The sequence below is a fragment of the Desulfonema magnum genome, from assembly GCF_017377395.1.
Lineage (GTDB): Bacteria > Desulfobacterota > Desulfobacteria > Desulfobacterales > 4be13 > Desulfonema_C > Desulfonema_C magnum.
Genome location: NZ_CP061800.1, coordinates 810,560 through 835,514, shown reverse-complemented (window position 1 = coordinate 835,514; position 24,955 = coordinate 810,560). Strand labels below are relative to the sequence as shown.

Genomic DNA, 24,955 nt, shown 5'->3' with positions numbered 1-24,955 from the left:
CTGACTCTGCTTTGATTTATATGGGAGAAATAATAAGACATGAAACTTAAAGTTACTCATGAAAAAGAATGTGCCCGCTTTGCCCTCAGCGGCGATCTTGATGAAAAGGGCGCGGATATTCTCGACAAAGGCTTTCGCGGGCTGAATCAAGGTTCTCTCAGCGAGCTGGTTTTGGATTTCAAAGATGTTGCTTACATCGGCAGTTCAGCCATTGGGCAGCTCATCCTTTTTTATAAAATACTGGCAGCATCCGGAGGAAAGATACGCATTGAAAATGTCTCCGGGGATATTTACGATCTGCTTCTGGACCTGGACATAAATAAACTCATTAGTATCTCGAAATAAACGCTCATGATCAGAATGATCACCTTTTGAACGGTTCCGGAAACTCGATAATCAAGTTTTTTTTGTCATTCCTGCGAAAGCAGGAATCCACAGTCTCGGAACCGCGGCATCGGCCCGGAACAAATCAAAAAACTGATTATCGAGTGAGATGAAAAACGATTTTTCAAATTGTTTTTCAGACAATTTGAAAAATCGTCCTACATGATTTCCATATGTTCGGATTTTCCGAGTTTCACCCCTGAGAATTTATTTGTTCGGGTACTGTTTTAATATATATAATTAAAATTACTAAGGAAAACTACTACCAGAAAATACTCCTTTCGCCCCATTGACATCTGGCTCTGCTTCATGGAATAAGCAATATGACTGATAATTTAAATTTTGGCAAAAATTCAGAAATGGCAAATAAATCATTAATGCTAGGACGCATACCATGAAAGGAGTATTGAATTTTGTTTTAATCGTCTTGTTTGTTTTTATACTGTTTTTATCTGCAAATGCGGAAGAAGCCAAAGCAAACAGCAGAATTAAGCTTTACAGTCTTCAGGTGAAAGTGGGTTTTCAGTATGACGACCATGTCCGACTTGATGATAATAACGGCGCGCTTTTGGATGAGGATGATACCGAGAATGAAAAGGACTTTGCTTTTGAGGGATATTTTTCAAGTGATTACACTTTTATTAACACAAAAGCCTTTAAGATGGGCGCAGGATACAGCCATTATCAGACGCTGTATGGTGATGTGCATGAATATAATCTCACCGGAAGCATTGGCACACTTTACACAAAATATCATCTGGATCCGTTTACTCTGGCATTCAGCTATGTGCCGTCCTATTTCATGGTGGATTCCGAGGGATATCTGCTGCGTCACGAACTGAAACCCGAAATAAGGTGGAAGGTCGGTAAAAATATTTTTACCCGGCTTTCATACAGCTATCGCCAGAATGATTATCTTTCAGATGACACCAGGGACGGATACGCCAACAATATGTCCCTGGATGTTTATTACTGCTTTTCAAATAACAGAGGATATTTGTTCGGGGAAATCGGGTATGAGGACAACACAGCATCCCGTATGAATGAATGCTATGAGCAGGTTGCGACAAAGCTGGGGATATCTTTTAAACTTCCCGCGGAGATAAATCTCGATCTGGTTGGAAAATATTATAACAGGAACTATCACGCGGAACGGGAAGATCATCAGTATTTCGCGGGCATATCGCTTTCCCGTGAACTTGATGAGAACCTGGAAGCCCTGGCAGAATTCGATTACACAAAAAACAATTCCAGTATGGAACTATACGAATATGCCAGAAAGGTGGCAAGTTTGTCCGTGGTGGTCAGTTATTAGCCTGAAAATATTTCGGACGGGGTTGCAAACTCCGTCCGGCAAAAATTATTAGCAATGTAGGGTGGATGGAGCGCAGCGGAACCCACCAGGCATAGCCGGATATCAGCATATGGTGGGTTCCGCTGCGCTCCACCCACCCTACATCCTCAATTCTCAATTCGGCAAAATTTTCCTCAGTGCTGAAGTTAAAATTTGAATAAAGCGGATTCTGGAGCAGGCGGATAAATGATGAGCATCGGCTCGTTTATACAGTGAAAAACGGACAACTGATCATAGCACAATGCCGGTATCACTATGACAAATAAACATTCATAAAAAAACCGGGTTTCCCGCCCCGGTTGTGAAAATGTTTTCAAATGGGAAACCCGGCTTTTCAAAATGTATTGAGAATTGAAAATTATTATTCAGCATTATTAATGTAAAGGAAAGAAAAATGCAGATACAAGGCATTATCAGCGGCAGATATATCGAGTTATTACACGAAATAAATCTGCCTGAGGGTCTGCCTGTCATCGTAGATATACGACAGTCAGAATCCCTGTCTTTGGAAGAAAAGCGAAGACTGGCTGACAGATTATGCGGCTCATGGGCAGATGATAGCAGTCTGAACGAGATTTTTACGGAAATTGAACAACATCGGCGTGATAGCAGGCCCCGTGAGGTGAATTTTGATGCGGCATCTTGATACCTGTATTGTCATTGCCTATCTGAACGGCAATCAGGCTGTTGCTGAAAAACTGAAATCTCATTTGCCTGATGTTGCAATAAGTTCGCTTGTATTAGGTGAACTGCTTTACGGAGCGAGGGCTTCAGCCAGAAGTACGGAAAATCTTCGGAATTTAAACGCTTTCGCACAGCTTGTTGATATCATTGATTTTAATCAGGCAAGTGCGGATTCATACAGCAGAATACGTCTTTCTCTCCGGCGAAAAGGCCGTCCTTCAGGTGAGACTGACATGCTGATTGCGGCCATTGCGGTGGCGGACAATGCTATATTCGTCACTGATAACACAAAACATTTTCAGCATATAGAAAATTTAAGATTGGAAAATTGGCTGAGAGAATAGCCTGAGCATCAGTATTAGGGATTGGCGGTCTGCTCGGCGTTTCGTACAATCGGGAGAGCGTCATCGCCTGCGTACAACAGCGAACAGAATCAGATCGAATGGACCGGCGACATCGGGACAGGGGAAAATGCGGAAATCTCCTTTTGACCTGAGAGTGAAATCCGGTGCGGTCGCAGGGGAGACCGTACCGCTCACAGGAACAGTCTCATATGATACCGATGGCGACGGCATAAATGACATCACCCGCACAACCAACGAACCCGGGGATGCTGCCAAGGAATCGGTGACGGAGCTTGTTGTGGACGGATGTGCTGATGGCGACACCGACACCGACGGATTTGCCGACATGCGGGATGTTATGCGGATATTAAGGATGCTGACCGGAACAGACGTCGGTGCTATGTGTTCTAATGCGGATACCAACGCGGACGGGAAAGTCGGAACCGACGAAGTGACCGCTATTCTGAGAAATATTTCCAATTAAACTGTTAAGCGGAATTTTCGCAAAAATTTTGCACGCCGGGACATTCAGCAGATCGAAAAGTTTCCAAGGTGTGTGCGGGACATGCAATGCAGGGTGGACGGAGCGCAGCGGAATTTACCACGCACAAATATCAATTCTGCAAGATTTCTTCTTTCAACATGCAGCAGGCAACTTTGTATTCTGCTGTCCCGTCATTTTTATAGCTCAGATTTTCAGGCTGTATGAGCTTATTCATTACACATCCTTCGGGGATATCAAGCTCAAAAAGATCGCTTTCACTGATCTTCCCGGTCCGAACCAGCTGGTTGTCTTCAAAGCGCAAGCTGTGAAGGGGAAAGTCCTCGCACAAGGGACAGCGATACACTCTGCCATTGGGAAATATGAAATAATTATCCGCAACCAGACCCGCACACTCAAAAGCTTCTTCCGGGTCTAAAAAGACTTTCGGATAAGTCACGATTATTCCGAATTCCGCGACTTTTTCCGCGACGTTGGGAATGATGTCCAGCCACTCCTCTCTTGAAACCTGAAGTTTGTCACATGCTTCCTGAAGCGGTGCGGAGGGATCTGCGGATTTTCCTCTGATGCCGATGACCTGTATGAAAAACCTGCTGATGCCGAGTTCTTTTACTAAGGGAACCATCATCTCAAGTTCATGGAGGTTGACTTTGCTTACTGTGTATATGAGACTGGTGGCGAATCCTTTGGAAACAGATTCACGAATGCCTGCAATACACTTATCATAAGACCCTTCTCCCCGTATCTTGTCATTCATCTCCCGCGTGGCACCGTCCAGGCTGAAACTGAAATAATCCACTTCTTCCGGCTTTACTTTTGAGAGAATATCATGAAACAGATATCCGTTTGTATCCACGGTTACAGAACCATAGTTTAGCTGTCTTGCTTTTTTTATAGCATGGGAGAGTTCAGGATGCAGCGTGGGTTCCCCGCCTAAGAATATGACGTTGGCTCTGTCACTTTTTTCGGCAAATGCTTCCAACCATGCCGCTATGGTTGACAAGGGAAGCGTGTTTTCTCCGTGCTGAACAGGGTTTATGTAACAGTGCTGACATCTGAGGTTGCAGCGGGTGAGAATGTGAAAAAATATGTTTGTCGAGTTTTTAGAGAAGGAAACGGTTTTCTTTGTTGTCATTTGCTTTTTCCGGTTCGCCGGATATGATCGGGTTGTTGTGATTCGTTGTTTTTGTGTTCGAGGCAGAGCCTCTGGTATGCGTTACGAGGCAGAGCCTCGTAACGAGAGTTTTTATTGTCCGGCAACTTCTTTTCCACAATGCTTGCAGATATTCGCCCGTTTTTTTATGATTTCAGCGCAGAAGGGGCATTCTCGTGTGAAAAATCTTTCATGTATTTTTTTCACTGCATCTTCAACCTGCTTTTGAATAAGTTCATTGCCAAAGTTTTTGTTTCTGAGCGGTTCAATGGCTTCCAATTCTCCGATGTCACCAATCATTTCCGCCGCCTTGACTCTGACCCTTGCAGGCTGACCCGGATCCAGAAGCAGGTTGAGAATTGTCACCCCGTCTTTTCCCACATAGCAGTCCGCCAGAATAGAAAAACCTTTCTTTATGTTTTCTTTGAGAACTTCCTCCTGGAGAACAACCTCGTCATCAATAATCTGTCCCTGGGCACCTACGGGACTGAATACAGGCATACATTCAAACTGATCTGTACCGGGATAACACATGCACCGATAAGACGCGGTCTGACCAAAATTTTCCTGTAAATTTTCCCATCCTTCAACATACAAAGGACAGTCATCATTAAAACACAAAAACAGATAGGGCGTGCCCCAGCCCAGCCCGTCGCTAAAAGTGATGGGAGGAACTTCCCAAATGTGCATTTCCGCGCCGCAGTGAGGGCATTTGGGCTTCTCCTGCTCCATAATTCTTTCTAAAACTTGTTCTTTGGTTTCAAAGGCCATTTTTTTCTTACCTCCGTCCGTCATATTTGTTTTCTCTGTTTTCCGTCTGAAAATGACCTTTTTCCGCGCTCACAATTGTGAAACCGGGGGCGTCCGGGTTACATCACCATTGAGACTCCCGAAGTTTTGAAAACTTCGGAAGTCTGATTCAGTCTCAGATATAACCCTTTTTCTGAGCTTACGAAAAAATGCTCGTTTCGGGATCGGAATGTCTTTTATATAAAAAAAACTAAGCCCCATTTTTCATTTGTCAACTGCTTGAAACTTGAAACTTGAAACTCGAAACTCGAAACTTGAAACTCGAAACTCGAAACTTGAAACTCGAAACTCGAAACTTGAAACTCGAAACTTGAAACTTGAAACTCGAAACTTGAAACTCGAAGCTTGAAACTTGAGTTTAGTGAATCATAAAGAGATGGCTTGTTTTATTTTTGACATGGCTTTTTGTACATTTTCAAAGCTGTTGAACGCACTGATTCTGATGTATCCTTGTCCGCATTTCCCAAATCCTGCTCCGGGTGTGCAGACCACTCCGGCTTTTTCAAGAAGCATGTCAAAGAATTTCCAGGAGTCTGTTTTTCCATCCACCCATATATATGGAGAGTTCTCCCCGCCCACGCATTCAAATCCCAACGCGGTCATTTCCTGGCGAATCAGGGCCGCGTTTTTCAGATAATAATCTGAAAGTTCTCTGACCTGGGCTTTGCCTTCTTTACTGTATATGGCCTCGGCCGCACGCTGAACCGGATAAGACACGCCATTAAATTTTGTGGTGTGACGCCGGTTCCACAGGGAATGCAACGGATGTTTTTCCCCCTTGGTGTCATAAGCCATGCAGGTTTTTGGAACGACTGTGTACGCACAGCGTGTTCCTGTAAATCCCGCGGTTTTGGAAAAGCTTCTGAATTCAATTGCCACTTCACATGCACCTTTAACTTCATAAATGGACTTGGGCAGGGTATCATCCCGCATAAATGCTTCATAAGCCGCATCAAAAAGGATAAGCGACTTGTTTTCACGGGCAAAGTCAACCCAGTCCTGAAGTTTTTCTTTGGTAATCGTCGCACCGGTAGGGTTGTTGGGAAAACACAGGTAAATCAGGTCCGCAGGCTCCCGGGGCAGGGCCGGAACAAATCCGTTTTCCTTCGTGCTTTCCAGATACACGAGATTTTTGTATCTGCCGTTGTCAAAATCACCGGTGCGGCCGGCCATGACGTTGGTATCCACATAAACCGGATAAACCGGATCGGGAATGGCAACCCTGATGTCCGAAGCAAATATCTCCTGGATATTTCCGGTATCACACTTGGCTCCGTCGCTTATAAAAATTTCATCAGCCGAAATATCCGCCCCTCTGGCTTTGAAATCGTGTTCAGCAATTTTTTCCCGTAAAAATGAATATCCCTGTTCAGGTCCGTATCCCCGGAAAGAAATGTCCTGAGCCATTTCATCCACAGCCCGATGAAATGCGTCAATACAGGCCCGGGGCAGTGACCTGGTGACATCACCGATACCAAGCTTGATAATCTCTCTGTCCGGATAAGCTTCCTGAAACGCGGAAATACGTTTGGCAATATCTGAAAATAAATAGGAAGCCTGAAGCTTCTGATAGTTTTCATTGACTTTGATCATAAAAAACCTCACAAATTCATAACATTATAAGATAAACATTTGGCGATCTCGTTCCCACGCTTCGCGTTCTGATTCCTCTGCTTGTCCGGGACACGAAGCATCCCGAAGGCATTCCCACGCAAAGCGTGGAAACAAGGGAAACAAGGGGAACGAGGGGAACGAGGGAATGTAAATTTTCCATGTACTGAGATTATAAAGAAGTAAAGCCTGTGTGTCAATGAAGATTGTTGGGGGGCAAGGGGGCAAGGGGCCAAGGGCGAGGGGCAAGGGGCAAGGGGTTTAGGGATTAGGGGTCAGGGAGGGGGTAATAAGTAGCAAGTGTTAGGGTAATGTTCTAAAAGTGGAGCTGAACTTTTTAACCCTCTGAATCAATTTGGTAAATATCGGAGCAAGTCCAGTTTTAGAACACCACCAAGTGTTAGAAATAAAAAAGCACAAATTCATAACCCCTCGCCTCTCGCCCCTCCTCCCCTGACTATTGATATTTTCTATGGGAACCCTTTGTCTTATAGAAAGAAGCGAATTGACAAAAATAACTATCCGCTCTATTAGTTCCGTTGAAATTTGCTTAGAGCGTGTTTGAAAAGTAATTCCGAACGCGGCTTTGCGGCTGTTTTTTGCCACGAAGACACGAAGGCACGAAGGCTCACGAAATCTCTTTGTGTCACTTTGTGTCTTTGTGGCTCTGAGAGCGTGTCTGAAAAATGACGGACAGACCGGCTTTTTAACCGCGAAACACACGAAAAAGAATACGAAAGAATACGAAAACAGACGAAAAATTTCATCGGTTCCGGTATTTTTCTGTTTATGAACTGCCGATCACAATGAGGCATGAAACTCAGAGCGAGTCACAAATCACAAGCGAGTTGTTTCAGGAGAAAAAAATGAGCGAAGACTATAAAGAGATGTGGGCAAACATGGGGCTGGACCTTGAGGCACATGATGCTTTGCTTGAAGTTCTGGGAAAAGGCTACCAGGATATTTATCTTGCACAAAAAAATCGCCCCGAGGGGATGGGCTATTTTGATTTTGTCATGAGCGAAGTTCACAGTCTTCGCATTAAAGAATTGCTGGATGAAAAAGCGGCCGGTCGCAAAGTTATCGGGGCATACTGTGTTTTTGTACCGGAAGAGATTGTTCTGGCTGCCAATGCAACCCTTGTGGGTCTCTGTTCAGGGGCTGACTTTGCCACAGAAGAGGTGGAAAAGTTTCTTCCTCGGAATACCTGCTCTCTCATCAAGTCTTCCTTCGGATTCAAGCTGGGCAAGGTCTGTCCGTATCTGGAATGCTCAGATATGATCGTGGGAGAGAACACCTGCGACGGCAAAAAGAAATCTTATGAGACATTGAAAATACTTGTTCCGAATCTGTATATCATGGATATTCCCCAGATGAAATCCCCTGAAGGAAGGGCGCTTTTAAAAGCAGAATATATCCGCTTTAAGGAGGCAGTTGAGGAACTTACCGGTGTCACGGTTGACGCAGACAGCCTGAAAAAAGGCATTGAGATCGTAAATAGCAAGCGGAAAGCAGTTCAAAGGCTTATGCGTCTGCGTAAGGCCATTCCGGTTCCGATTTCCGGTTTGGACGCCTTATTGGCGAATCAGGTTTTTTTCTATGATAATCCGGCCCGCTTTACAGATTCGGTAAATAAAATCTGTGATGAGTTGGAAGCACGGATCGAAAAAAAAGAAGGGGTTTTCCCGGAAGACACGCCGAGAATTCTGGTATCAGGCTGCCCCATGGCGGTTCCGAATTGGAAACTGCCCTGGATTATTGAAACCTCAGGTGCTGTCATTGTGGGAGAGGAATCCTGTGTGGGAGAGAGGGGGACACGGAATCTGACAAATGACTCCGCCAATACCGTGGATGAACTTATTGAGGCCATTGCTGACCGCTATTTTAACATAGACTGTGCTATTTTCACTCCCAATCCGGATCGTCTGAATCACATTCTTGAAATGGCTGAAACCTGTAACGCGGACGGTGTGATTCATTACGGCCTTCAGTTCTGCCAACCTTATCTTATGGAGGCTATTCCTGTGGAAAAGGCGCTTGAAGAAAAGAATATTCCCACGCTTCGTATTGATACGGATTACACCATGGAGGATGTGGGACAGCTAAAAACCAGAGTGGAAGCTTTTGTGGAATTGCTGAAATAAAAGGGATATTTTTTATGCGGTACGCAGGCATTGATATTGGTTCCCGAAGTATTGAGCTGGTGGTGACAGAAGGTCAGGAAGTTATTGAAAGCAGGCAGACGGACAGCGGGTTCGATCCCATGGCACAGGCAAAAACACTTCTTAACGGTGTGGAATACGACGCTATTATGTCCACCGGTTATGGGCGTCATCTTTTTGAAACTGCTTTTAACTCGGACACGGTCACGGAGATCAGAGCTTATGCGGTGGGAGTCAGAACGTTGTTTCCTCAGGCGCATACAATACTGGATATCGGCGGACAGGACAGCAAGGCCATCGCGCTGAATGACGAGGGAAGAATAAAAAAATTTGAAATGAATGACCGATGCGCGGCAGGCACGGGAAAATTTTTGGAAATCATGGCCCGGTCATTGGGTTATGATTTGGATGAATTTGGTACGGAAGCGCTCGGGGCAAACAAAGATATTCAGATTAGCAGTATGTGTACAGTGTTTGCGGAATCCGAAGTCACGTCTCTGGTGGCAAAAGGAGAGGACCGGGGGGAGATTGCTCTGGGGCTTCACAATTCTGTGATACGTCGCGCTGTGGGAATGCTGAAAAGGGTCTCGCTGAATGCGTCTGTTGTATTTGCCGGAGGGGTTGCCAAAAATCCCTGTATGCGTCATTTGTTGGAAAAGGCGATTGATCAGAATATCCTGGTTCCCGAAGATCCGCAGATGGTCGGTGCATTGGGGGCGGCTTTGTTGGCCGCGGAAGCGAACTGAGGAGTGCGAAAATTTTATTTTCGCAAAAATGAGAATATTCAGGCAATTCCGAGAAAACCAAGCGTCGCTTCGCTCGCTTTGCAAAAATAAAATTTTTGCACTCCTCTTTTATGCAAAAATAAAATTTTTGCACTCCTCTTTTATGCAAAAATAAAATTTTTGCACTCCTCTTTTATGCAAAAATAAAATTTTTGCACTCCTTTTTTATGCAAAAATAAAATTTTTGCACTCCTCTTTTATGCAAAAATAAAATTTTTGCACTCCTTTTTTAATGGTGAAACTGAATGAATTTTATTTTTGTTTGCCCAGAGACAAATGAGATTTTTGAAACCGAACACTTCGATGTTATTGAAAACCAGGGTGTTATACTGGATGATGCCGGAAATAAAATCCTGGATGCAAAGGTCAGGCTGTCTTTCCCTTGCCCGTTTTGTGGAAAAAAGCATATTTTTCATGCGAATGAGTTGACATGCCCCTTTACCGCCTGTTAAATAGCAGATCATAAGTTTTCTGATATTTTCTCGGAAAAGAAACCCAGCTTTTTTCCTGGTATGATGCGCTCTCCTTCGCAGGAAAAACCCGTGTTTCTTCGCCGTTCGCAGGAAAAAAGATATAAAGACTTTTGCTCAGGTACTTAAATTCAAAAAATTGTTATTTGTTATTTGGGATTTGGGATTTGGGATTTGACAGGGAGAAATCATGCCAACACGAGCTGCAAAATTTCTTAAACAAAAGCGCATTCCTTTTGAAATTATCGAGTATGAACATGAAGAAAAGGGAGCTGTATTCGCGGCCCGAGCCATCGGGTTTCCTCTTGAACAAACTATCAAAACGCTGGTGGCTGATCTGGGAAATAAAAAGTATGCACTGGCTCTTATGCCCGGGGATAAACATCTCTCTTTAAAACATCTTGCCCGATCCTGCTCCGTTAAAAAAGCAGCCATGGCCGACACTGCAACAGCCGAACGGCTCACCGGATACTTTGTGGGCGGTATCAGCCCCTTCGGAACAAAACAACGCTTATCTGTTGTAATGGAAGAACGCCTCACAGATTATGATGAAATCGTTATCAATGCCGGTCAGAGGGGGGTCATGTTAAAAATGACACCTGATGATATTATAAAGGCACTGAACTGTAAGGTAGCTGATTTAAAACTTGAAACTTGAAATTTGAAACTATGACAACTCTGAAAAATCTTCGACTTACTGAAACTGTCGCCGGCGCGGGATGAGCCTCAAAATTGCCTCCGGGGGACCTGGACAGAGCATTATGCGGGCTTGATTTTCCCACTGATCCGAATGTGATTGTCGGTTTGGAGCGTGCGGATGATGCCGGTGTTTATAAAATTACGGATGACCTTGCCATCATTCAGACTGTGGATTTTTTTACGCCGGTTGTTGATGATCCTTACTGGTTCGGACAGATCGCCGCTGCCAATGCTTTGAGCGATATTTACGCGATGGGCGGTATTCCTAAAACTGCCATGAACCTTGTGGGATTTCCTTTGAAACAAATGGATATGTCTGTTCTCCGCAGGATTCTTGAGGGCGGATCGGATAAGATGAAAGAGGCGGGAGTTGTCTTAGTGGGTGGTCACAGCGTGGAAGACAATGAACTGAAATATGGCCTGTCTGTCACGGGATTTGTTCATCCTGACCAGGTTCTCACAAAGCAGAACCTTCAACCCGGAGACCAGCTGATTTTGACCAAGCCGCTGGGAACGGGCATCATCAACACCGGAATTAAGGCGGGCCTGGCTTCCGAAGAAATTATACAGACGGTTACAAACCTTATGGCAACGCTGAATAAAGACGCTGCCGAGGTTATGAGCAACTTTCCTGTTCATGCGTGTACGGATGTTACCGGCTTTGGTCTGCTGGGACATCTGGCAGAGATGGTTGAGGGAACGGGTCTGGGAATAAGGCTTATGGCGGATAACATTCCGATTATTCATGAAACTTTTGAATATGCCGGGATGGGACTTATTCCGGCCGGAGCATATAAAAACAAGGAGTTTCGGGAGTCAATGACAGAAATTTCGAGTTCTGTAAATCCCTCTGTTCCGTATATTCTTTTTGATCCCCAGACATCCGGGGGCCTGCTGATTTGCGTAAGCAGAGAAAATGCGGACGATTTGCTCCGTGAATTAAAGAAAAAAGGAATGGATTCATCAGCCATTATCGGAGAGGTTGTGTCCGAATTCAGTTGTCAGTTGTCAGTTGTTAGTTGCTAGTTGTTAGTTGTTAGTTTTCCTCATTCTCATGCTTCACGTCACTGCCATTAAGTTCTGATAAGGTGCATTACCAAATGACACCACATTCAGCATATATCGAAGTAGCCATCACGCTTCCCATAGACAAGACGTTTATTTACGGTGTGCCGGAGACACTTTTCTCTTTTGCATCTCCCGGAAAAAGGGTGCTGGTTCCCTTTGGCAGACGCAGGCTTACAGGATACATCCTCGGACCGGGTGAATACACAGACAAATATGAAATCAAAGTGATTCTGGATGTCCTTGATGAGACCCCGCTCTTTCCTCCTTCCATGATACCGTTTTTCAAATGGATTGCGGACTATTATATTCATCCGCTGGGCGAGGTCATCCACAGCGCGCTTCCCAAGGGGCTGAATATTTATGATTTTGTCACCCTGTCCATTACAGAAGTGGGTAAAAATGCGCTTTCCGAGGATGATATTACTCCGTTAAGACGTGAAATTTTAGGCCAGTTGCAACAAGGCCCCTGCCAGTTGAAAACACTCTGTAAAAAACTGAACCGGGATATTCCCAATTCTCTGCTCCATGTCATGGAAACATCCGGATGGCTTGTCAGGGAAAGAACCCTGGGGGGCGGGAAAACACGCTCAAGAACAGAACGGTATGTCTCGTTAATTCGCTCTGATATTCCTGATGACAGGTTTTACGCATCCCGAAAAAAAATCATTGATCTGTTAGAAGCCCAAGGTGGAATTTCCATAAGAAATTTAAAAGAACAGCTTCCGAAATCCGCGGGATTCATAAAATTTTTGTCGGATTCAGGATATATTTCAGTATTTGAAAAAAAAGTTTACCGGGACCCTTTTGGTGATCCCATACAGCCGGATACCCCTCATACGCTTACGGAAGAGCAGGGAAAAGTCATTTCCAAAATCACAGATTCCCTGGAAAAAGGATTTGCAGCATATCTCCTCGCAGGGGTTACCGGAAGCGGAAAAACCGAAGTATATATGCAAATTGCGGCTGAGGTCATCAGACAAGAAAAATCCGTGCTGGTGCTGGTTCCTGAAATCGCCCTCATATCCCAGATGGAGCGGCGGTTTCGCGCCCGTTTCGGAGACTGCGTGGCAGTTCTCCACAGCGGGCTTTCATCTGGCGAGCGATATGATCAGTGGATACGCATCATTAACAATGAAGCCCGGATTACCATCGGAGCAAGATCAGCCATTTTTGCGCCCTTTCGGGATATTGGTCTGATTATCGTGGATGAGGAGCATGATACGTCCTACAAACAGGAGAATGATTTCCCTTATAATGCCCGGGATATTGCGGTGGTCAGGGCAAAGCTGTCAGACGGCGTTGCCGTGCTCGGATCCGCCACACCTTCGGTTCAGTCTTATCATAATGTGAAAACCCAAAAATTCGAGGAAGTCACCCTGACCGAGCGGGTGGAGAAACGCCCGCTTCCGAATATCACGGTTGTTGATCTTCGCAAAAGCAGGGATAACCACGGTATCAGCCGTTTTATTACGCCGGAACTTTACCAGGCAATGAAAGAGACCCTGGGACGCGGGGAGCAGATTCTTCTCTTTCTGAACCGCCGGGGCTTTGCCGGTTTCCCGGTCTGTGCCGCGTGCGGAGACCCTGTGGGATGTGAGAATTGCGATATCACCCTGACATTTCATCAGGCGGAAAAGGCGTATAAATGCCATTACTGCGGTTTCACGCTCCCGTCTGATGCAAAGTGCCCGACCTGTAATTCTTCCAGCATCAAGCTCCTGGGGCTTGGCACGGAAAAGACCGAGGCAGCAGTGAAATCCCTTTTCCCGGATGCAAGGGTCGCGAGAATGGACAGGGACACGACCACACGGAAAGGCACGATTTTAAACATATTGAAAGATATCAGAAATCACAAGACAGATATTCTTGTGGGAACTCAGATGGTGGCAAAAGGGCATGATTTTCCGGGGATTACGCTGGTGGGGATTATTTGTGCGGATCTTTCGCTCTGTTTTCCGGATTTCCGGGCCGGAGAACGGACGTTTCAGCTTTTGGCCCAGGTCGCGGGAAGAGCCGGGCGGGGAGATGTCCCGGGGCGGGTCATTCTCCAAACGTATAATCCGAATCATTTCAGCATGGTCTGCGCCAGAGAACAGGATTTCAGGCGTTTTTATGACAAGGAGATTCTTTTCCGAGAAGCCCTGAGCTATCCGCCGGTCTCAAGACTGATTCAGTTGAAAATTTCAGGCAAAGACAAGGGCAAAACCCGTGAATTTGCTTTGGCTATGGGTGAGATTTGTCATGACTTGCAGAAAAACAATGAGGCATTTTCATCATCTGTGCAAATATTGGGTCCCATTGAGGCGTCTGTTTCCAAGATCGCAAACCAATACCGGTGGCAGATTCTTCTGAAAGGACTCAATGTGAAACAGCTTCACAGGTTTGTCCGTCAGCTCATGTCCAAAAATTCGTTTATGTTTAATTATCGGGGGGTCAAAGTCGTTGTGGATGTGGATCCGTTTTTGATGTTTTGAAAAAATACGAATTCAGGGAAGGCCCTGCCATTCCGGGGAAAACCGTGACATTCTCAGAAAGCCGGACCGTATGCGACTTTTTTTTAACCGGAAAGAGAATGCCGCAAAGACACGGAGAGCCTTCGTGAAACTTCGTGCCTTTGTGCCTTCGTGGCATTATAAGCTGCGCATTGCGTCACTTTTTTCAGGAATGACATTCGGAGAAAACAGCATGTTCTGATATAATAATTTCAGAAAGTTATGATCTCCCATCAATCCGTTATAATGAGCAATTTTGCAACCGGTTTTTCCTAATTTCACCCCTCGTCGGACACTGGTTTACGAACCTTATTACGGATTCAGAACCGCATTCCATCGTTTCAGGAGCGGAGCCGGACTCATAGGCCCAAGATTGTTTTTATCCATAAATCGGAAAATATTATATTGGTTCCCCTGCTCCCACCATTTCTTCAAAATGTCTCCTGTCTCGGAGCAGAACGCCCACCGCTCCCCCATGCGGCCTCGCAGATGATCCTCCAATATCGCTGCCCCCATCCATCCCAGGAGATATTCCAGGCAGTAAAACTCGGGAACCAGATCAAACAGATGTCCCTCGGGCTGATAGTAAAATCCGGTATATCGGGCCATCAGTTCAGCATAACGTTCTCCGTTTGAAAGGTCCCCGCTTGAAAACATCTCGAATTCGGCCATAAATTTAGCTGCGTATCGCCTGAATACAGAAATATCCCTGAGGGTCTTGTGATAAAAAAAGTCTTCTGAGTCATCAGGACTCAGACCGAGGTAGTCTTCCAAAACAGGGCGTGACAACGCCAGATTCTGAAGAAAAAAAGCATAAGACTCGGATAAAGCAAAGGTGGTTGCCATGTCCCGGTCTGTAATGGAGAGTTCCGGAGATGTGAACACGGCTGAAAATCCGTGTCCCAGTTCATGCCATAAGGTTTCGATATCAATCCATCCGCCCCGGGGGCGCATGAGAATATAGACCTCTTCCGGTATCTGAAGGAGAAAAGATATGCCCTGTGATGCCTTTTCCTTTTCTTTTCCCAGCTCCATTTGAAGCCCTGGCAAATTTTCAGGCATGATCTGCCAGAACCGGAAAAAAGTGGTTAATTCCTTCATGGTCTTATCTGGAAAAAGCAGGTCAAATTGTTCGAGACACAGCAGCTTAATGGCATCAAACCGGGTAAGGTCGCTCAGGGGCCGGCCAAAGCGATTTTTTGTCCAGCGTTCCATGGCCGGAAAATAAAGCTCATCTGTCTCTGAAAGAAATTTTTTGATGGTTTCATAGTACCTGGCATAGGGGATTTCTTTTTTTTGCTCACAGTAAGTCAGATAATTTTCAAACCCCAAGTCTTTCCGAAGAAGGTCCAGCAGGACATTCCAGTAGTTGAGGGCAAACGGCTTCAGAAATTTACAAAGCGGCCCGGTTTCTTTCTGAAGGATCTGCCGCTTTTCGTATGTGCCTGACTTCTGACACCAGGGAATAACATCCCGGAAATACAATCTTTCATCGTGTACAAGAGCGACAGCCCCTCTCATCCATGCCCGCATTTCAGTCTCATGGGGAAGTAACACTCTTTGGAGATAATGATCAATCAGGGCATGTCTGAGGCGGTTCTTGGCAGTATTATTTTCAAGCCTGTCAATATATGTCAGCGTGTCAGGATTTATGAACGCTTCGTATCCTTCATAAATCTGATGGGTTTCAAAAGGGGCATTGTCCCCCTTCCAGAGTGCCAGAGCTTCTAATTTCCATCGGTAATTCAGGTGATGGAGAATGTTTTCAATATCTGATAAGCTGAATGTTTTTTTCAAGCGGGTTATTTATCTCCTTCAGATTGGTCTGTTTTCATTTCAGATGAGTTGCAGATCAAATAGGTTAAAAAAATAAATATGTCAAGTTTGTTCCTGACCCTCAGCCGGAAGCTTGCAGAAATCATTTCAGATTTGAACACCTAAACTCAGCAGATCGGAAAGTTTCCGGACTGTGCGCGGGACAGCAAAGAAACCCGGGGGTTTTTCCAGAACGGGGCGATCTCCCCCGGAAAAAGCCGGGTTTCTCCCCCGTCCGCCGTGTCCGCCCTGTGACAGCCTGAAAACTTTTTGATCTGCTGAAACTGTTTTAGCGGAACTGATGCGACTCTGCGGGCCATCTGACCCGCGGCTGCTTGTTTCAATCATTATGTATAGTTGACATCTCGTTAATATATGAATATAAGAAAAAAATAAACTGGTGATTTGTGCCTGTAATTTTCACGATCAGAAAGAAGATGCTGATTAAAAAAACACTGATGATAACGGATTTGGAGGATGCCGCGACATGCTGAAATTCGGAGCCTCCCCCGAATCCGTTATAATCAGAACTAAAATTTATGCTGTAACGAAAAATAACTTCAATTTTTGCAATTCCGAAGGAATGACTGATGAGAATGATACTGATGACACTGTTCAGTGTCCTGATAATGAGCGGTTCCGTGTATGCCCGGGAAAAACTTGTTCTTACGACGTTGGATAGCCACCTGAATGCTGTGGTCGGTGTGAATATTTTGAGGGAAGCGTATCAACGGATTGGGATTCAGATTGAGACGAAGATACTGCCTGCTGAAAGAGCATTGCACATGGCAAACAAAGGCAAGTTCGACGGAGAGGTGATCCGGATCAGGGAGGTTCAGGAACTCTATCCGAATTTGCGGAGGGTGCCTGTTCCCGTGATTGCCATGGAAGGTGTCGTGTTTACGAAAGATGTCACTTTTGATGTGACAGGATGGGAAAGCCTGAAGCCTTATACAATAGGGATATTAATAGGTTCGAAGTTTATAGAAAAAGGTACGCGGGGACTGACGGTTGAGGCAGTCCCGACGTATAAACAAGTTCTGTTAAAACTCAATGCCGGAAGAACCGATGTGGCGGTGATGGCCCGGACGAACGGATTAATCGAACTCAGGAAACTGAACATGAAAGGGATCAGAGTGCTTGAGCCTCCGTTGGTCAAAGCCCGCCTTTATCACTATTTGCACAAGAAAAATGAACACCTCATTCCCCAAATTGCACAGGTGTTAAAGAACATGGTAGAAGAAGGTCGCCCCAAAGAAATTTGGGATCAGAGCATCGCTGAATCAGGCCGCAGATAATCACAACACCACTGGGAAAGTCTTTTTGTGACGGGATATGCAAACCCGAGTCGCTGAAATATATAAATGGAGCAGATTCTGAAACCTGCGGATAATAGCACAATGCAGATATCACTATAACTCGATGTTCAAAAAAGTTTTCTGATTATAAGGGATTTAGGGGAGGCCGGTAAATCCCTGTAAGGGCGTCATATTTGTAGCAGTAGTAAATCATGCTACGAATATGCCGCCCCGACCGGGCTTTGCCTGCATGATGAATGCTGCAAATATGTCACCCCGCGGGGCTTGGCGACCCTGCATGATGAATGCTGCAAATATGCCACCCCACGGGGCTTCCCCGCATATGCATCAGGCTAAGAATGCGGGACGGCTGCCGGACGGGGTTTGCAACCCCGTCCGAAACGTTTGCGGGCGGCGATCCGGAAAATATTCCGGACGGGGTTGCAAACCCCGTCCGGCAAAATCAGAGTTAATAAAAACAGTAGGTTGTAATCTTAGCCTGATGCATATGGGCTTCCCCGGCCTCCCCTAAATCCGCTATAATCACTAACTTTTTAAAGAGATTTCAAAAGGAGAAAAATTATGATAGAAAGAAATATTGTATCAAATTTGCCTCAAACTCATTTTTGGAATGTTCCGAGGTTTGAATAATATGAAGCAAATATGTGTAGTTGACGGACAGGGAGGGGGAATTGGCAGCGCTGTAATCAAAAAACTCAAGGAATTATTTGAAGAGACAGTTGAAATTATCGCGCTGGGTACGAATGCCATTGCCACAGCCCAGATGCTCAAGGCAAGAGCAAATCGCGGGGCTTCAGGAGAAAATGCCATTGTGCAGACCGTAAAGCAGGCAGATGTGATCATTGGCCCTGTGAGTGTTGTTATTGCCCATGCCATGATGGGAGAGGTGACACCCAAGATTGCGGAAGCTGTGGCCTGTAGCCCGGCAAGGAAACTGCTCATTCCCCTTTCCCGGGAAAATTTTGAAATTGTGGGGGTTTCTGCAATTCCGCTCCCCCACCTGATTGAAACTCTGATACACGAACATTTAAGAATTGAGAATTGAAAATTCTCAATGCAAGGAGAGACGCTATGTGTGAAGCAAATGCTTATTTAATCGAGGGAGACGAGAAAAAACTGATTATGGAAGCTGTTGACACGGTGGATCCTGAGGGTGAGGGCATCACTCTGGTGAGTATATTCGGAGAACAGAAATTCCTAAAGGCTCATCATATTCATGCGCTTTCTCTTGTAGATCACAGGATATTTCTGAAAGCAGATGGATAAAAAAGGGAAAATGTGAAACCATTATTTTGTTAATACTTCCAGGCATCCTTCATAGAAGCTGAAAAGTGGTTTATACTTTTTCTGACCTGTCGAACAATTTGCAAAATTGTTCGAGAGCAAACTGTAAACTGACAAATGAAGGATGCCTATTTTCAGTCCTTATCATAAAGGAAAAAAATTGTGAAAAGACCTTTGATCGTGGGTGTCATGGGAGGCGGAAAGGCTTCCCCTGAGGATGCGGATGCTGCATATCGTCTGGGACAACTGATTGCGAATCAGGGCTGGGTTCTGCTGAATGGCGGAAGAAGTGCCGGAATTATGGAGGCTTCGGCAAAGGGTGCCCAGGAACAGGGCGGGCTGACAGTGGGAATTCTGCCAGATGACAATTATGATATGGCGTCAGCGTATGTCACCATACCTGTTCTTACAGGCATGGGCAGCGCGAGGAACAGTATTAACGTACTCTCAAGTCATGTTGTTGTGGCGTGTCCCGGGGGATCAGGCACGATATCTGAAATCGCACTCGGGCTTAAAAACAACAGACCTGTGATTCTTATGAATTTTGATATAGGGAAAATTTTTGAGAATTATAGGAAACAGGGCGTATTGCATTATGAAAAAACCCCTGAAGATGTGATAGAAAAAATTAAGAAGCTGAGACAGATAAAAGAATAACTGATGCTAAGGATTTTTGCTGACAATGGGACAGAATTCGGAATAACCGGTCAACAGCATCCGATCCCAAATGCGAAAATTAGTTTTCGCAAAACGCCTGAGAAATCAAATTAAGTGCCTGGCCATAATTTTTCAGGTCTCGGAGCAGTGGATTCCTGCTTTCGCAGGAATGACAGAAAAAAAGTATCAGCAAATGGAAACCGTTCATAACAACCTCTTTTCCATAATTATTCCTGCGAGTCTGAGGTCTTCCTGAGTGGTAATCTTTATATTATTTCGGCTGCCGGTTATTATTTTCACTTTTTGTCCCATCCGCTCTGCAAGAGATGCGTCGTCTGTGCCGATATATCCTTCACGAGCCGCGGCTTCGTGTGCGCTTACGATGATATCATATTGAAAAGCCTGCGGTGTCTGTGCAAGCCATATCACCTCTCTTTCAAGCGTCTTTTCAATCTCACCCGAAGAATTTACCTGTTTCAAAGTGTCAAAAGCAGGCATTCCGAGAATGCATGCACCATGCTCTTTTGCGCTTTCAATGCAAGCGGTTATCTGATCATGACGCACAAAAGGGCGCACACCGTCATGAATAACAACAATGCTTTTTTTATCACTGACCGCCATCAGCCCGTTATAAACAGAATACTGACGCTCGGCCCCTCCCGGAACAAGAGTGATTTTTTTTTCAAAATGAAAGGAACCAAGGAGATTTTTACGACAAAAATCAAAATCCTCGGCCGGAGCCACAAGAAAAATTTTATCTATCGCGTCACATTGGTCAAACACTGCCAGTGTATGGCTTAAAATCGGACGCCCCGCAAGCAAAAGATACTGCTTGCGTACCATCTCCTTCATTCTGAGGCCCTTGCCGCCAGCTACAATAATTGCTGAAGTCATAGTTTAAATTGAAAATTGAAAATTGAAAATTGAAAATTGAAAATTGAAAATTGAAAATTGAAAATTGAAAATTGAAAATTGAAAATTGAAAATTGAAAATTGAAAATTGAAAATTGAAAATTGAAAATTAGCACATTCCACCGGATTTAGTGGTAAAATTATAACTGACGGATATAACTGACGGTGAATTCCGGAAAGTTCCTCGGAACCTCCCTGTCCCTTTATGAAAAATGAGCAGGTTCTAACCTTCCGATTTTCATTCATAAAAATTTGGGTGTGTCCCACCTTTTACACAAGGACAGGTTTTATGTGTAAAAGGCGGGACACATCCGGTTTTTTGCCACGAAGCCGCGAAGGCGCAAAGTTTCACGAAGTCTCTTTGCGGTTCCTTTGTGTCTTTGCGGCTGATTTTTTCGGATGTATAAAAAGTGGGACGCACCCGTTTTTGCCACGAAGACACGAAGGCTGACGAAGTCTCTTTGCGATTCCTTTGTGTCTTTGTGTCTTTGTGGCTGATTTTTTCGGATGTATAAAAAGAGTGGGACGCACCCGTTTTTTGCCACGAAGACACGAAGGCTGACGAAGTCTCTTTGTGTTTCCTTTGTGTCTTTGTGTCTTTGTGGCTGATTTTTTCGGATGTATAAAAAGTGGGACGCACCCGTTTTTTTTGCCACGAAGACACGAAGTCTGACGAAGTCTCTTCGTGGTTCCTTTGTGTCTTTGTGTCTTTGTGTCTTTGTGGCTAATTTTTTCGGATGTGTAAAAAGTGGGACACACCCAAAAATTTACCACTAAATCCGGTAGAATATGGAATTAGATATCAATTTCAACGATCAATCATCACCCATTAATTATTAATTACTCGATCATCAGGTTTTTTGATCCGGTCCGGCCGGACACCTTGGTATTTCGTTCGACGACCTGACTGAGCTTGTCGAGTAATTTTCAATTTTCAATTCTTAATTCTCTAATCACCTTAAATATTTCAACTCAGTTGGCAAAGCCACCCCTTTGCCTATTGCGTCTTCGCCGTAATTAACATTGGCAAGAATTTCGATATCCCTCAGCGCACGGGTGTCTCCTTTAAAAATTACTTTGGTAATGTTTTCCTTTTGAATCTTCCCTCCCGCGTATTGCAAATCCAGAACACTGCTGGCATCAAATCTGTCATCTCCGACACATAGCTCCACTTCTCCGCCATAGTGCTGTACGATTTTTGCAATAAGAAGGCTTGGTCTGCAATGAAAACCGAGCAGGGGAACAGGGACTTCGATAAGAGAACGCTCTATGTTTTCATTCAGAATATCCCTTGCCAGTTCTTTGCCAGTTGCAAGAAAATGGCATGCATAATAAAGACCGTAATTAATAGTACGATCAAGAAGCATTTCAGGATCAATCAGAGACGTCAGGTTCTCCTGAACTTTTTTGTAAATATTTTTGTATCCGGATTCATAAAGATGCCGTTCATAAAAATGAAGAAGTCTCCCCATCATCTGGAGAAGATGAAAAACAACGGAAAAAAAACTGCGGAACGTTTTGAGTTTTCTGTTGCCGCCTTTGAATCCGCCGTGTATGACGTATGTGTCAAAAGCAGACTGAAGATTATGCACAAGCATCTCAAACCGCCGTATTTCAACTTCATTAACATTTTCAGGTACCATGGACAGGAGCGATTTGGGTTCATAAGGTTCATAGAATCTGTATTGATCAAAGATTTCCACAATGCTTAAAAATTCATTGGCAATTTTAACAATATTTTTCTCCTGCTGAAAAACATTGGATTCATCATCAATGTCATACTCCAGTATCTCACTGGTCGTAATACCTGGAAAATCCTCCTGACCAAAGCGTTCGTCTGGTATGGGAATATTCAGACGCCGGGCTTCGGTGATGATCACAGGTGCCATTTTCATAAGGGATTTTGTCAGAAAATCAAGGTTTTCCCGCCCTTCCTTTTCAAAGCCGTTTGTATCCGGAAGGTTATAAAAAACAAGGCGGTTTAAAATATGCTTTTGAGAATAACATGCAATGCCCAGATGTCTGACAGCAGCCGAAAGTTCCCTGTAGAAATACCAGTCATTGCTGTTTTTTGCCCCATGAAAATCAAGAAAATCTTCAAGCAACTGGGAGGAGTATATGAATTTTGAATAGAATTTTTTAGTAAAAGAATATTCAAGTGTATAATAATTTGAAATATAAATACAGCATTTCAAATAATCGTGAGAAAATATCCGAACTTTTTCGGCAAACGAAATATCACAGGTCGTTTTTTGCACTTCTATCGCTTCCATAAAAATCCGACTGGTTATTGGGGGTTAAAAACATAACTATGGGAACAGCTTATAAAAAAGGAAGCTGCTCTTCTGTCAGTTCCTTTTTTATAAGCTGTTCCCATAGTTATTATAGCTGCCTTTTCCTACTGATACAAAATCAGACAGGTGATTTACATCAGCAAAGACATGTCTTCAGACCTGTCTCCGCAAATTTTTACATCATATCTTTCTGACTTTCGGAAATAGCTTTGTCAAGCTTCTCTTTCAGATTGGCAGGTAATCCTTCTATATCAACATTCAAAAATCCTCGGACAATTGTTGAAACCGCCTCATCTTCGTCAAGACCTCTTGCCATGAGATATTCAATCTCCCGCTGATCAATCTTGCCCACAGCTGCTTCATGTGACATTTCAACTCCCGGAACATATCCGGAAAGTTCCGGTATGGCACGCATGAGACCGTCGTTCAATATCAGGCCCTTGCATTCAAGATGCGCTTTTATGCCTGCGACTTTCCCAATGAGGTTGCCCCGGGCAATAATGGTCCCCCCGGATGTAATGCCCCGGGAGATGATTTCAGCACGTGTCCCGGGCGCACCCAGCACAATCTTTGATCCCACATCCAAATGACTCCCTTTGCCGGCGACAAGGACACTGTTGAACCGTGCAACCGCGCCTTCGCCTTCCAGATAGGTTGTCGGATACATCTGAAGAGATCCCACGGGTCTTAGTGAAATATAGTTGGAAACAATCACACCGCCCTCTTCCACACGGGTCACGGTTCTGGGACGGACATTGACATTTTCCCCCCAGTCATGAATCATGGTGAACATCAGTTTGGCACCTTTTTTCACATAAAATTCAGAGACCCCCACATGCAGACCTGAGTCCAGATGGGGGGCGGTCGCGCATCCGGTAATGATGTGAAGTTCTGATCCTTCTTCGGCAATCACAACATTATGAACATGCTGGGAGAATTTGTTTTTGGCAATATAAAGACAGGACTGCACAGGATGAGATGCCTTCATACCCGGAAGGGACCGGATAAAATATCCCTCATGCGGCTTTTCTTTTGTCCGGGAAGTAAACTTGTCCGCATCAGGAGACACATTTTTCCATATATAATTTTCAAGCCATCCGTGCTGTTCCATAGCCTGAGATATGCCCATCATCTCAATGCCGTCCTGACAGGTTTTACAATGGACCACGGAACTGTCTTTTTGAATAAACGTGCCTGAACGTCTGATTTCCTGAATGTCCACTCCGACATTCAGAAACTGCTCTGCATCTGCGGCTTCGATTTCCGACAGTTCTTCCGCATAGTTATGATTTTCTGCATCTGTCTCATAATCTTCAAGATTGACATCTCCGGGTTTGTTATCTAATTCGAACATAATACACACTCCTCATAGCCATATTCTCTTATCCATTTCAGAATTTCCCTTGCATTTCTCGAACATCGCACAATGCCTTCATAAAGGACCTGGCCCTTGTCTGCTGTTATATAATCAAGAATATGGCCGGTATGCGTGATCACAAGCGCGGATTTTGTCCGAGCCGCTATATGGGACAATCCTCTTCTGGGAAATTTAATTCCCTTATGTAAAAGAGAATTTATCGTATCCCCGATAAGAACAATACTTTCAAGATCAACTCCGGATTCCGGCTCATCCAGAAGAAGGAGGTCCGGCTCCTGGGCCATGAGCTGGAGCAGTTCCGAACGCTTTATTTCGCCTCCTGAAAAATTATGATTAACATCTCTGTCAAGAAAATCAGAAAAATCAAGCTGTTTTGCCAGTTCATTAACATCAACGGAGCGATTCATACCACAAATTTCAACGATATTTTTTGTTTTTAGCCCGTTAATCGTGGGAGGTCTCTGAAATGATACACCGATTCCCAACTGAGCGCGCTCGTGAATAGGCATGTATGTGATATCTTCCCCTTTGAATGTAATTTTTCCGTGGGTTACATTGTAACCGGAAAAGCCCATTATGGTCATCATCAGGCTGGTTTTGCCGGATCCGTTGGGACCAAAAAGGATATGTGTTTCTCCTTTGGGGATTTCCATATTGACGTTTTGCAGTATTTCTTTTCCACCGATTTCCACTTTAAGTTCTTCAATTTGTAACATATTTATTTCTTTCTCATAATATGGGTTAAGGGCAAATATTCTGACCTTTAACCAGGCTCAGT

The 24,955-nt window shown here is 44.5% G+C and carries 23 protein-coding genes and 1 pseudogene; 16 read left to right on the top strand and 8 right to left on the bottom strand.

What is annotated here, in order from left to right:
* Positions 1–39: 39 nt before the first annotated feature.
* The 6 genes and pseudogenes from dnm_RS03310 (at position 40) to dnm_RS03285 (ending at position 3,250) form a co-directional block, all read left to right on the top strand.
* Positions 40–345, top strand: a complete 306-nt coding sequence (locus dnm_RS03310) for an STAS domain-containing protein (protein ID WP_207681298.1) — start codon at positions 40–42, stop codon at positions 343–345.
* Between the two features lie 433 nt (positions 346–778).
* A complete protein-coding gene (locus dnm_RS03305; RefSeq protein ID WP_207681297.1) occupies positions 779–1,699 on the top strand; it encodes a surface lipoprotein assembly modifier in 921 nt (306 codons plus the stop codon).
* Between the two features lie 212 nt (positions 1,700–1,911).
* Positions 1,912–2,004, top strand: a pseudogene (locus dnm_RS03300) (type II toxin-antitoxin system YoeB family toxin); the annotation flags it as partial.
* 128 nt (positions 2,005–2,132) lie between these two features.
* Positions 2,133–2,384 (top strand): hypothetical protein, encoded by a 252-nt coding sequence (locus tag dnm_RS03295; protein ID WP_207681296.1) that lies wholly within the window; start codon positions 2,133–2,135, stop codon positions 2,382–2,384.
* Positions 2,371–2,766 (top strand): PIN domain-containing protein, encoded by a 396-nt coding sequence (locus tag dnm_RS03290; protein ID WP_207681295.1) that lies wholly within the window; start codon positions 2,371–2,373, stop codon positions 2,764–2,766. Before dnm_RS03295 ends, dnm_RS03290 begins: the two co-directional genes overlap by 14 nt.
* A 127-nt stretch (positions 2,767–2,893) precedes the next feature.
* A complete protein-coding gene (locus dnm_RS03285; RefSeq protein ID WP_207681294.1) occupies positions 2,894–3,250 on the top strand; it encodes a hypothetical protein in 357 nt (118 codons plus the stop codon).
* A 130-nt stretch (positions 3,251–3,380) separates the two neighbouring features.
* Here dnm_RS03285 and dnm_RS03280 read toward each other — a convergent pair whose 3' ends face one another.
* Entirely contained in the window at positions 3,381–4,403 is a 1,023-nt protein-coding gene (locus dnm_RS03280) for a radical SAM protein (RefSeq protein WP_207681293.1), read from the bottom strand.
* A gap of 111 nt (positions 4,404–4,514) precedes the next feature.
* Positions 4,515–5,216 carry a zinc ribbon domain-containing protein gene (locus tag dnm_RS03275; protein ID WP_337833599.1) on the bottom strand — a complete coding sequence of 234 codons (702 nt, stop codon included), beginning with the start codon at positions 5,214–5,216 and terminating at the stop codon, positions 4,515–4,517.
* Between the two features lie 241 nt (positions 5,217–5,457).
* On the opposite strand from dnm_RS03275, the gene dnm_RS31125 reads away from it, so the two are divergent.
* The gene (locus dnm_RS31125; protein ID WP_276571847.1) at positions 5,458–5,580 is read left to right on the top strand and encodes a hypothetical protein; all 123 of its coding nucleotides are present in this window, start codon (positions 5,458–5,460) and stop codon (positions 5,578–5,580) included.
* Between the two features lie 17 nt (positions 5,581–5,597).
* Here dnm_RS31125 and dnm_RS03270 read toward each other — a convergent pair whose 3' ends face one another.
* Positions 5,598–6,824, bottom strand: coding sequence for an LL-diaminopimelate aminotransferase (locus tag dnm_RS03270; protein ID WP_207681292.1), 1,227 nt, complete (start codon positions 6,822–6,824; stop codon positions 5,598–5,600).
* An 884-nt stretch (positions 6,825–7,708) separates the two neighbouring features.
* Between dnm_RS03270 and dnm_RS03265 the strand changes: the two genes are divergently transcribed.
* The 5 genes from dnm_RS03265 to priA all read left to right on the top strand — a co-directional run bounded on the left by dnm_RS03265 (position 7,709) and on the right by priA (position 14,500).
* Positions 7,709–8,986, top strand: a complete 1,278-nt coding sequence (locus dnm_RS03265) for a double-cubane-cluster-containing anaerobic reductase (RefSeq protein WP_207681291.1) — start codon at positions 7,709–7,711, stop codon at positions 8,984–8,986.
* 14 nt (positions 8,987–9,000) lie between these two features.
* Positions 9,001–9,750, top strand: coding sequence for an acyl-CoA dehydratase activase (locus dnm_RS03260; protein ID WP_207681290.1), 750 nt, complete (start codon positions 9,001–9,003; stop codon positions 9,748–9,750).
* A 699-nt stretch (positions 9,751–10,449) separates the two neighbouring features.
* The gene (gene ybaK / locus dnm_RS03255) at positions 10,450–10,917 is read left to right on the top strand and encodes a Cys-tRNA(Pro) deacylase (RefSeq protein ID WP_207681289.1); all 468 of its coding nucleotides are present in this window, start codon (positions 10,450–10,452) and stop codon (positions 10,915–10,917) included.
* A gap of 11 nt (positions 10,918–10,928) precedes the next feature.
* Complete coding sequence (gene selD / locus dnm_RS03250; protein ID WP_207681288.1) at positions 10,929–11,984, top strand: selenide, water dikinase SelD; 1,056 nt, start codon at positions 10,929–10,931, stop codon at positions 11,982–11,984.
* Positions 11,985–12,058: 74 nt separating this feature from the next.
* Positions 12,059–14,500 (top strand): replication restart helicase PriA, encoded by a 2,442-nt coding sequence (gene priA / locus dnm_RS03245; protein ID WP_207681287.1) that lies wholly within the window; start codon positions 12,059–12,061, stop codon positions 14,498–14,500.
* 330 nt (positions 14,501–14,830) lie between these two features.
* Here the strand turns inward: priA and dnm_RS03240 are convergent, their stop codons facing one another.
* On the bottom strand, positions 14,831–16,315 hold the full coding sequence (locus tag dnm_RS03240; RefSeq protein ID WP_246556176.1) for a hypothetical protein: 1,485 nt from the start codon (positions 16,313–16,315) through the stop codon (positions 14,831–14,833).
* Between the two features lie 608 nt (positions 16,316–16,923).
* Between dnm_RS03240 and dnm_RS03235 the strand changes: the two genes are divergently transcribed.
* From dnm_RS03235 to dnm_RS03220, 4 genes are all read left to right on the top strand, one after another.
* Positions 16,924–17,631 carry a substrate-binding periplasmic protein gene (locus tag dnm_RS03235; RefSeq protein WP_207681286.1) on the top strand — a complete coding sequence of 236 codons (708 nt, stop codon included), beginning with the start codon at positions 16,924–16,926 and terminating at the stop codon, positions 17,629–17,631.
* Between the two features lie 652 nt (positions 17,632–18,283).
* On the top strand, positions 18,284–18,697 hold the full coding sequence (locus dnm_RS03230; protein ID WP_207681285.1) for a DUF3842 family protein: 414 nt from the start codon (positions 18,284–18,286) through the stop codon (positions 18,695–18,697).
* A gap of 26 nt (positions 18,698–18,723) precedes the next feature.
* The gene (locus dnm_RS03225) at positions 18,724–18,918 is read left to right on the top strand and encodes a CooT family nickel-binding protein (RefSeq protein ID WP_207681284.1); all 195 of its coding nucleotides are present in this window, start codon (positions 18,724–18,726) and stop codon (positions 18,916–18,918) included.
* 180 nt (positions 18,919–19,098) lie between these two features.
* Positions 19,099–19,593 carry a TIGR00725 family protein gene (locus dnm_RS03220; protein WP_207681283.1) on the top strand — a complete coding sequence of 165 codons (495 nt, stop codon included), beginning with the start codon at positions 19,099–19,101 and terminating at the stop codon, positions 19,591–19,593.
* A gap of 204 nt (positions 19,594–19,797) precedes the next feature.
* Here the strand turns inward: dnm_RS03220 and ispD are convergent, their stop codons facing one another.
* From ispD to dnm_RS03200, 4 genes are all read right to left on the bottom strand, one after another.
* Entirely contained in the window at positions 19,798–20,487 is a 690-nt protein-coding gene (gene ispD / locus dnm_RS03215; RefSeq protein ID WP_207681282.1) for a 2-C-methyl-D-erythritol 4-phosphate cytidylyltransferase, read from the bottom strand.
* A 971-nt stretch (positions 20,488–21,458) separates the two neighbouring features.
* On the bottom strand, positions 21,459–22,778 hold the full coding sequence (locus dnm_RS03210; RefSeq protein WP_207681281.1) for an HPr family phosphocarrier protein: 1,320 nt from the start codon (positions 22,776–22,778) through the stop codon (positions 21,459–21,461).
* A gap of 196 nt (positions 22,779–22,974) precedes the next feature.
* Positions 22,975–24,153, bottom strand: a complete 1,179-nt coding sequence (locus dnm_RS03205; protein WP_207681280.1) for a SufB/SufD family protein — start codon at positions 24,151–24,153, stop codon at positions 22,975–22,977.
* Entirely contained in the window at positions 24,141–24,893 is a 753-nt protein-coding gene (locus tag dnm_RS03200; RefSeq protein WP_207681279.1) for an ABC transporter ATP-binding protein, read from the bottom strand. The genes dnm_RS03205 and dnm_RS03200 overlap by 13 nt, the downstream gene beginning before the upstream one ends.
* Between the last annotated feature and the right edge of the window lie 62 nt (positions 24,894–24,955).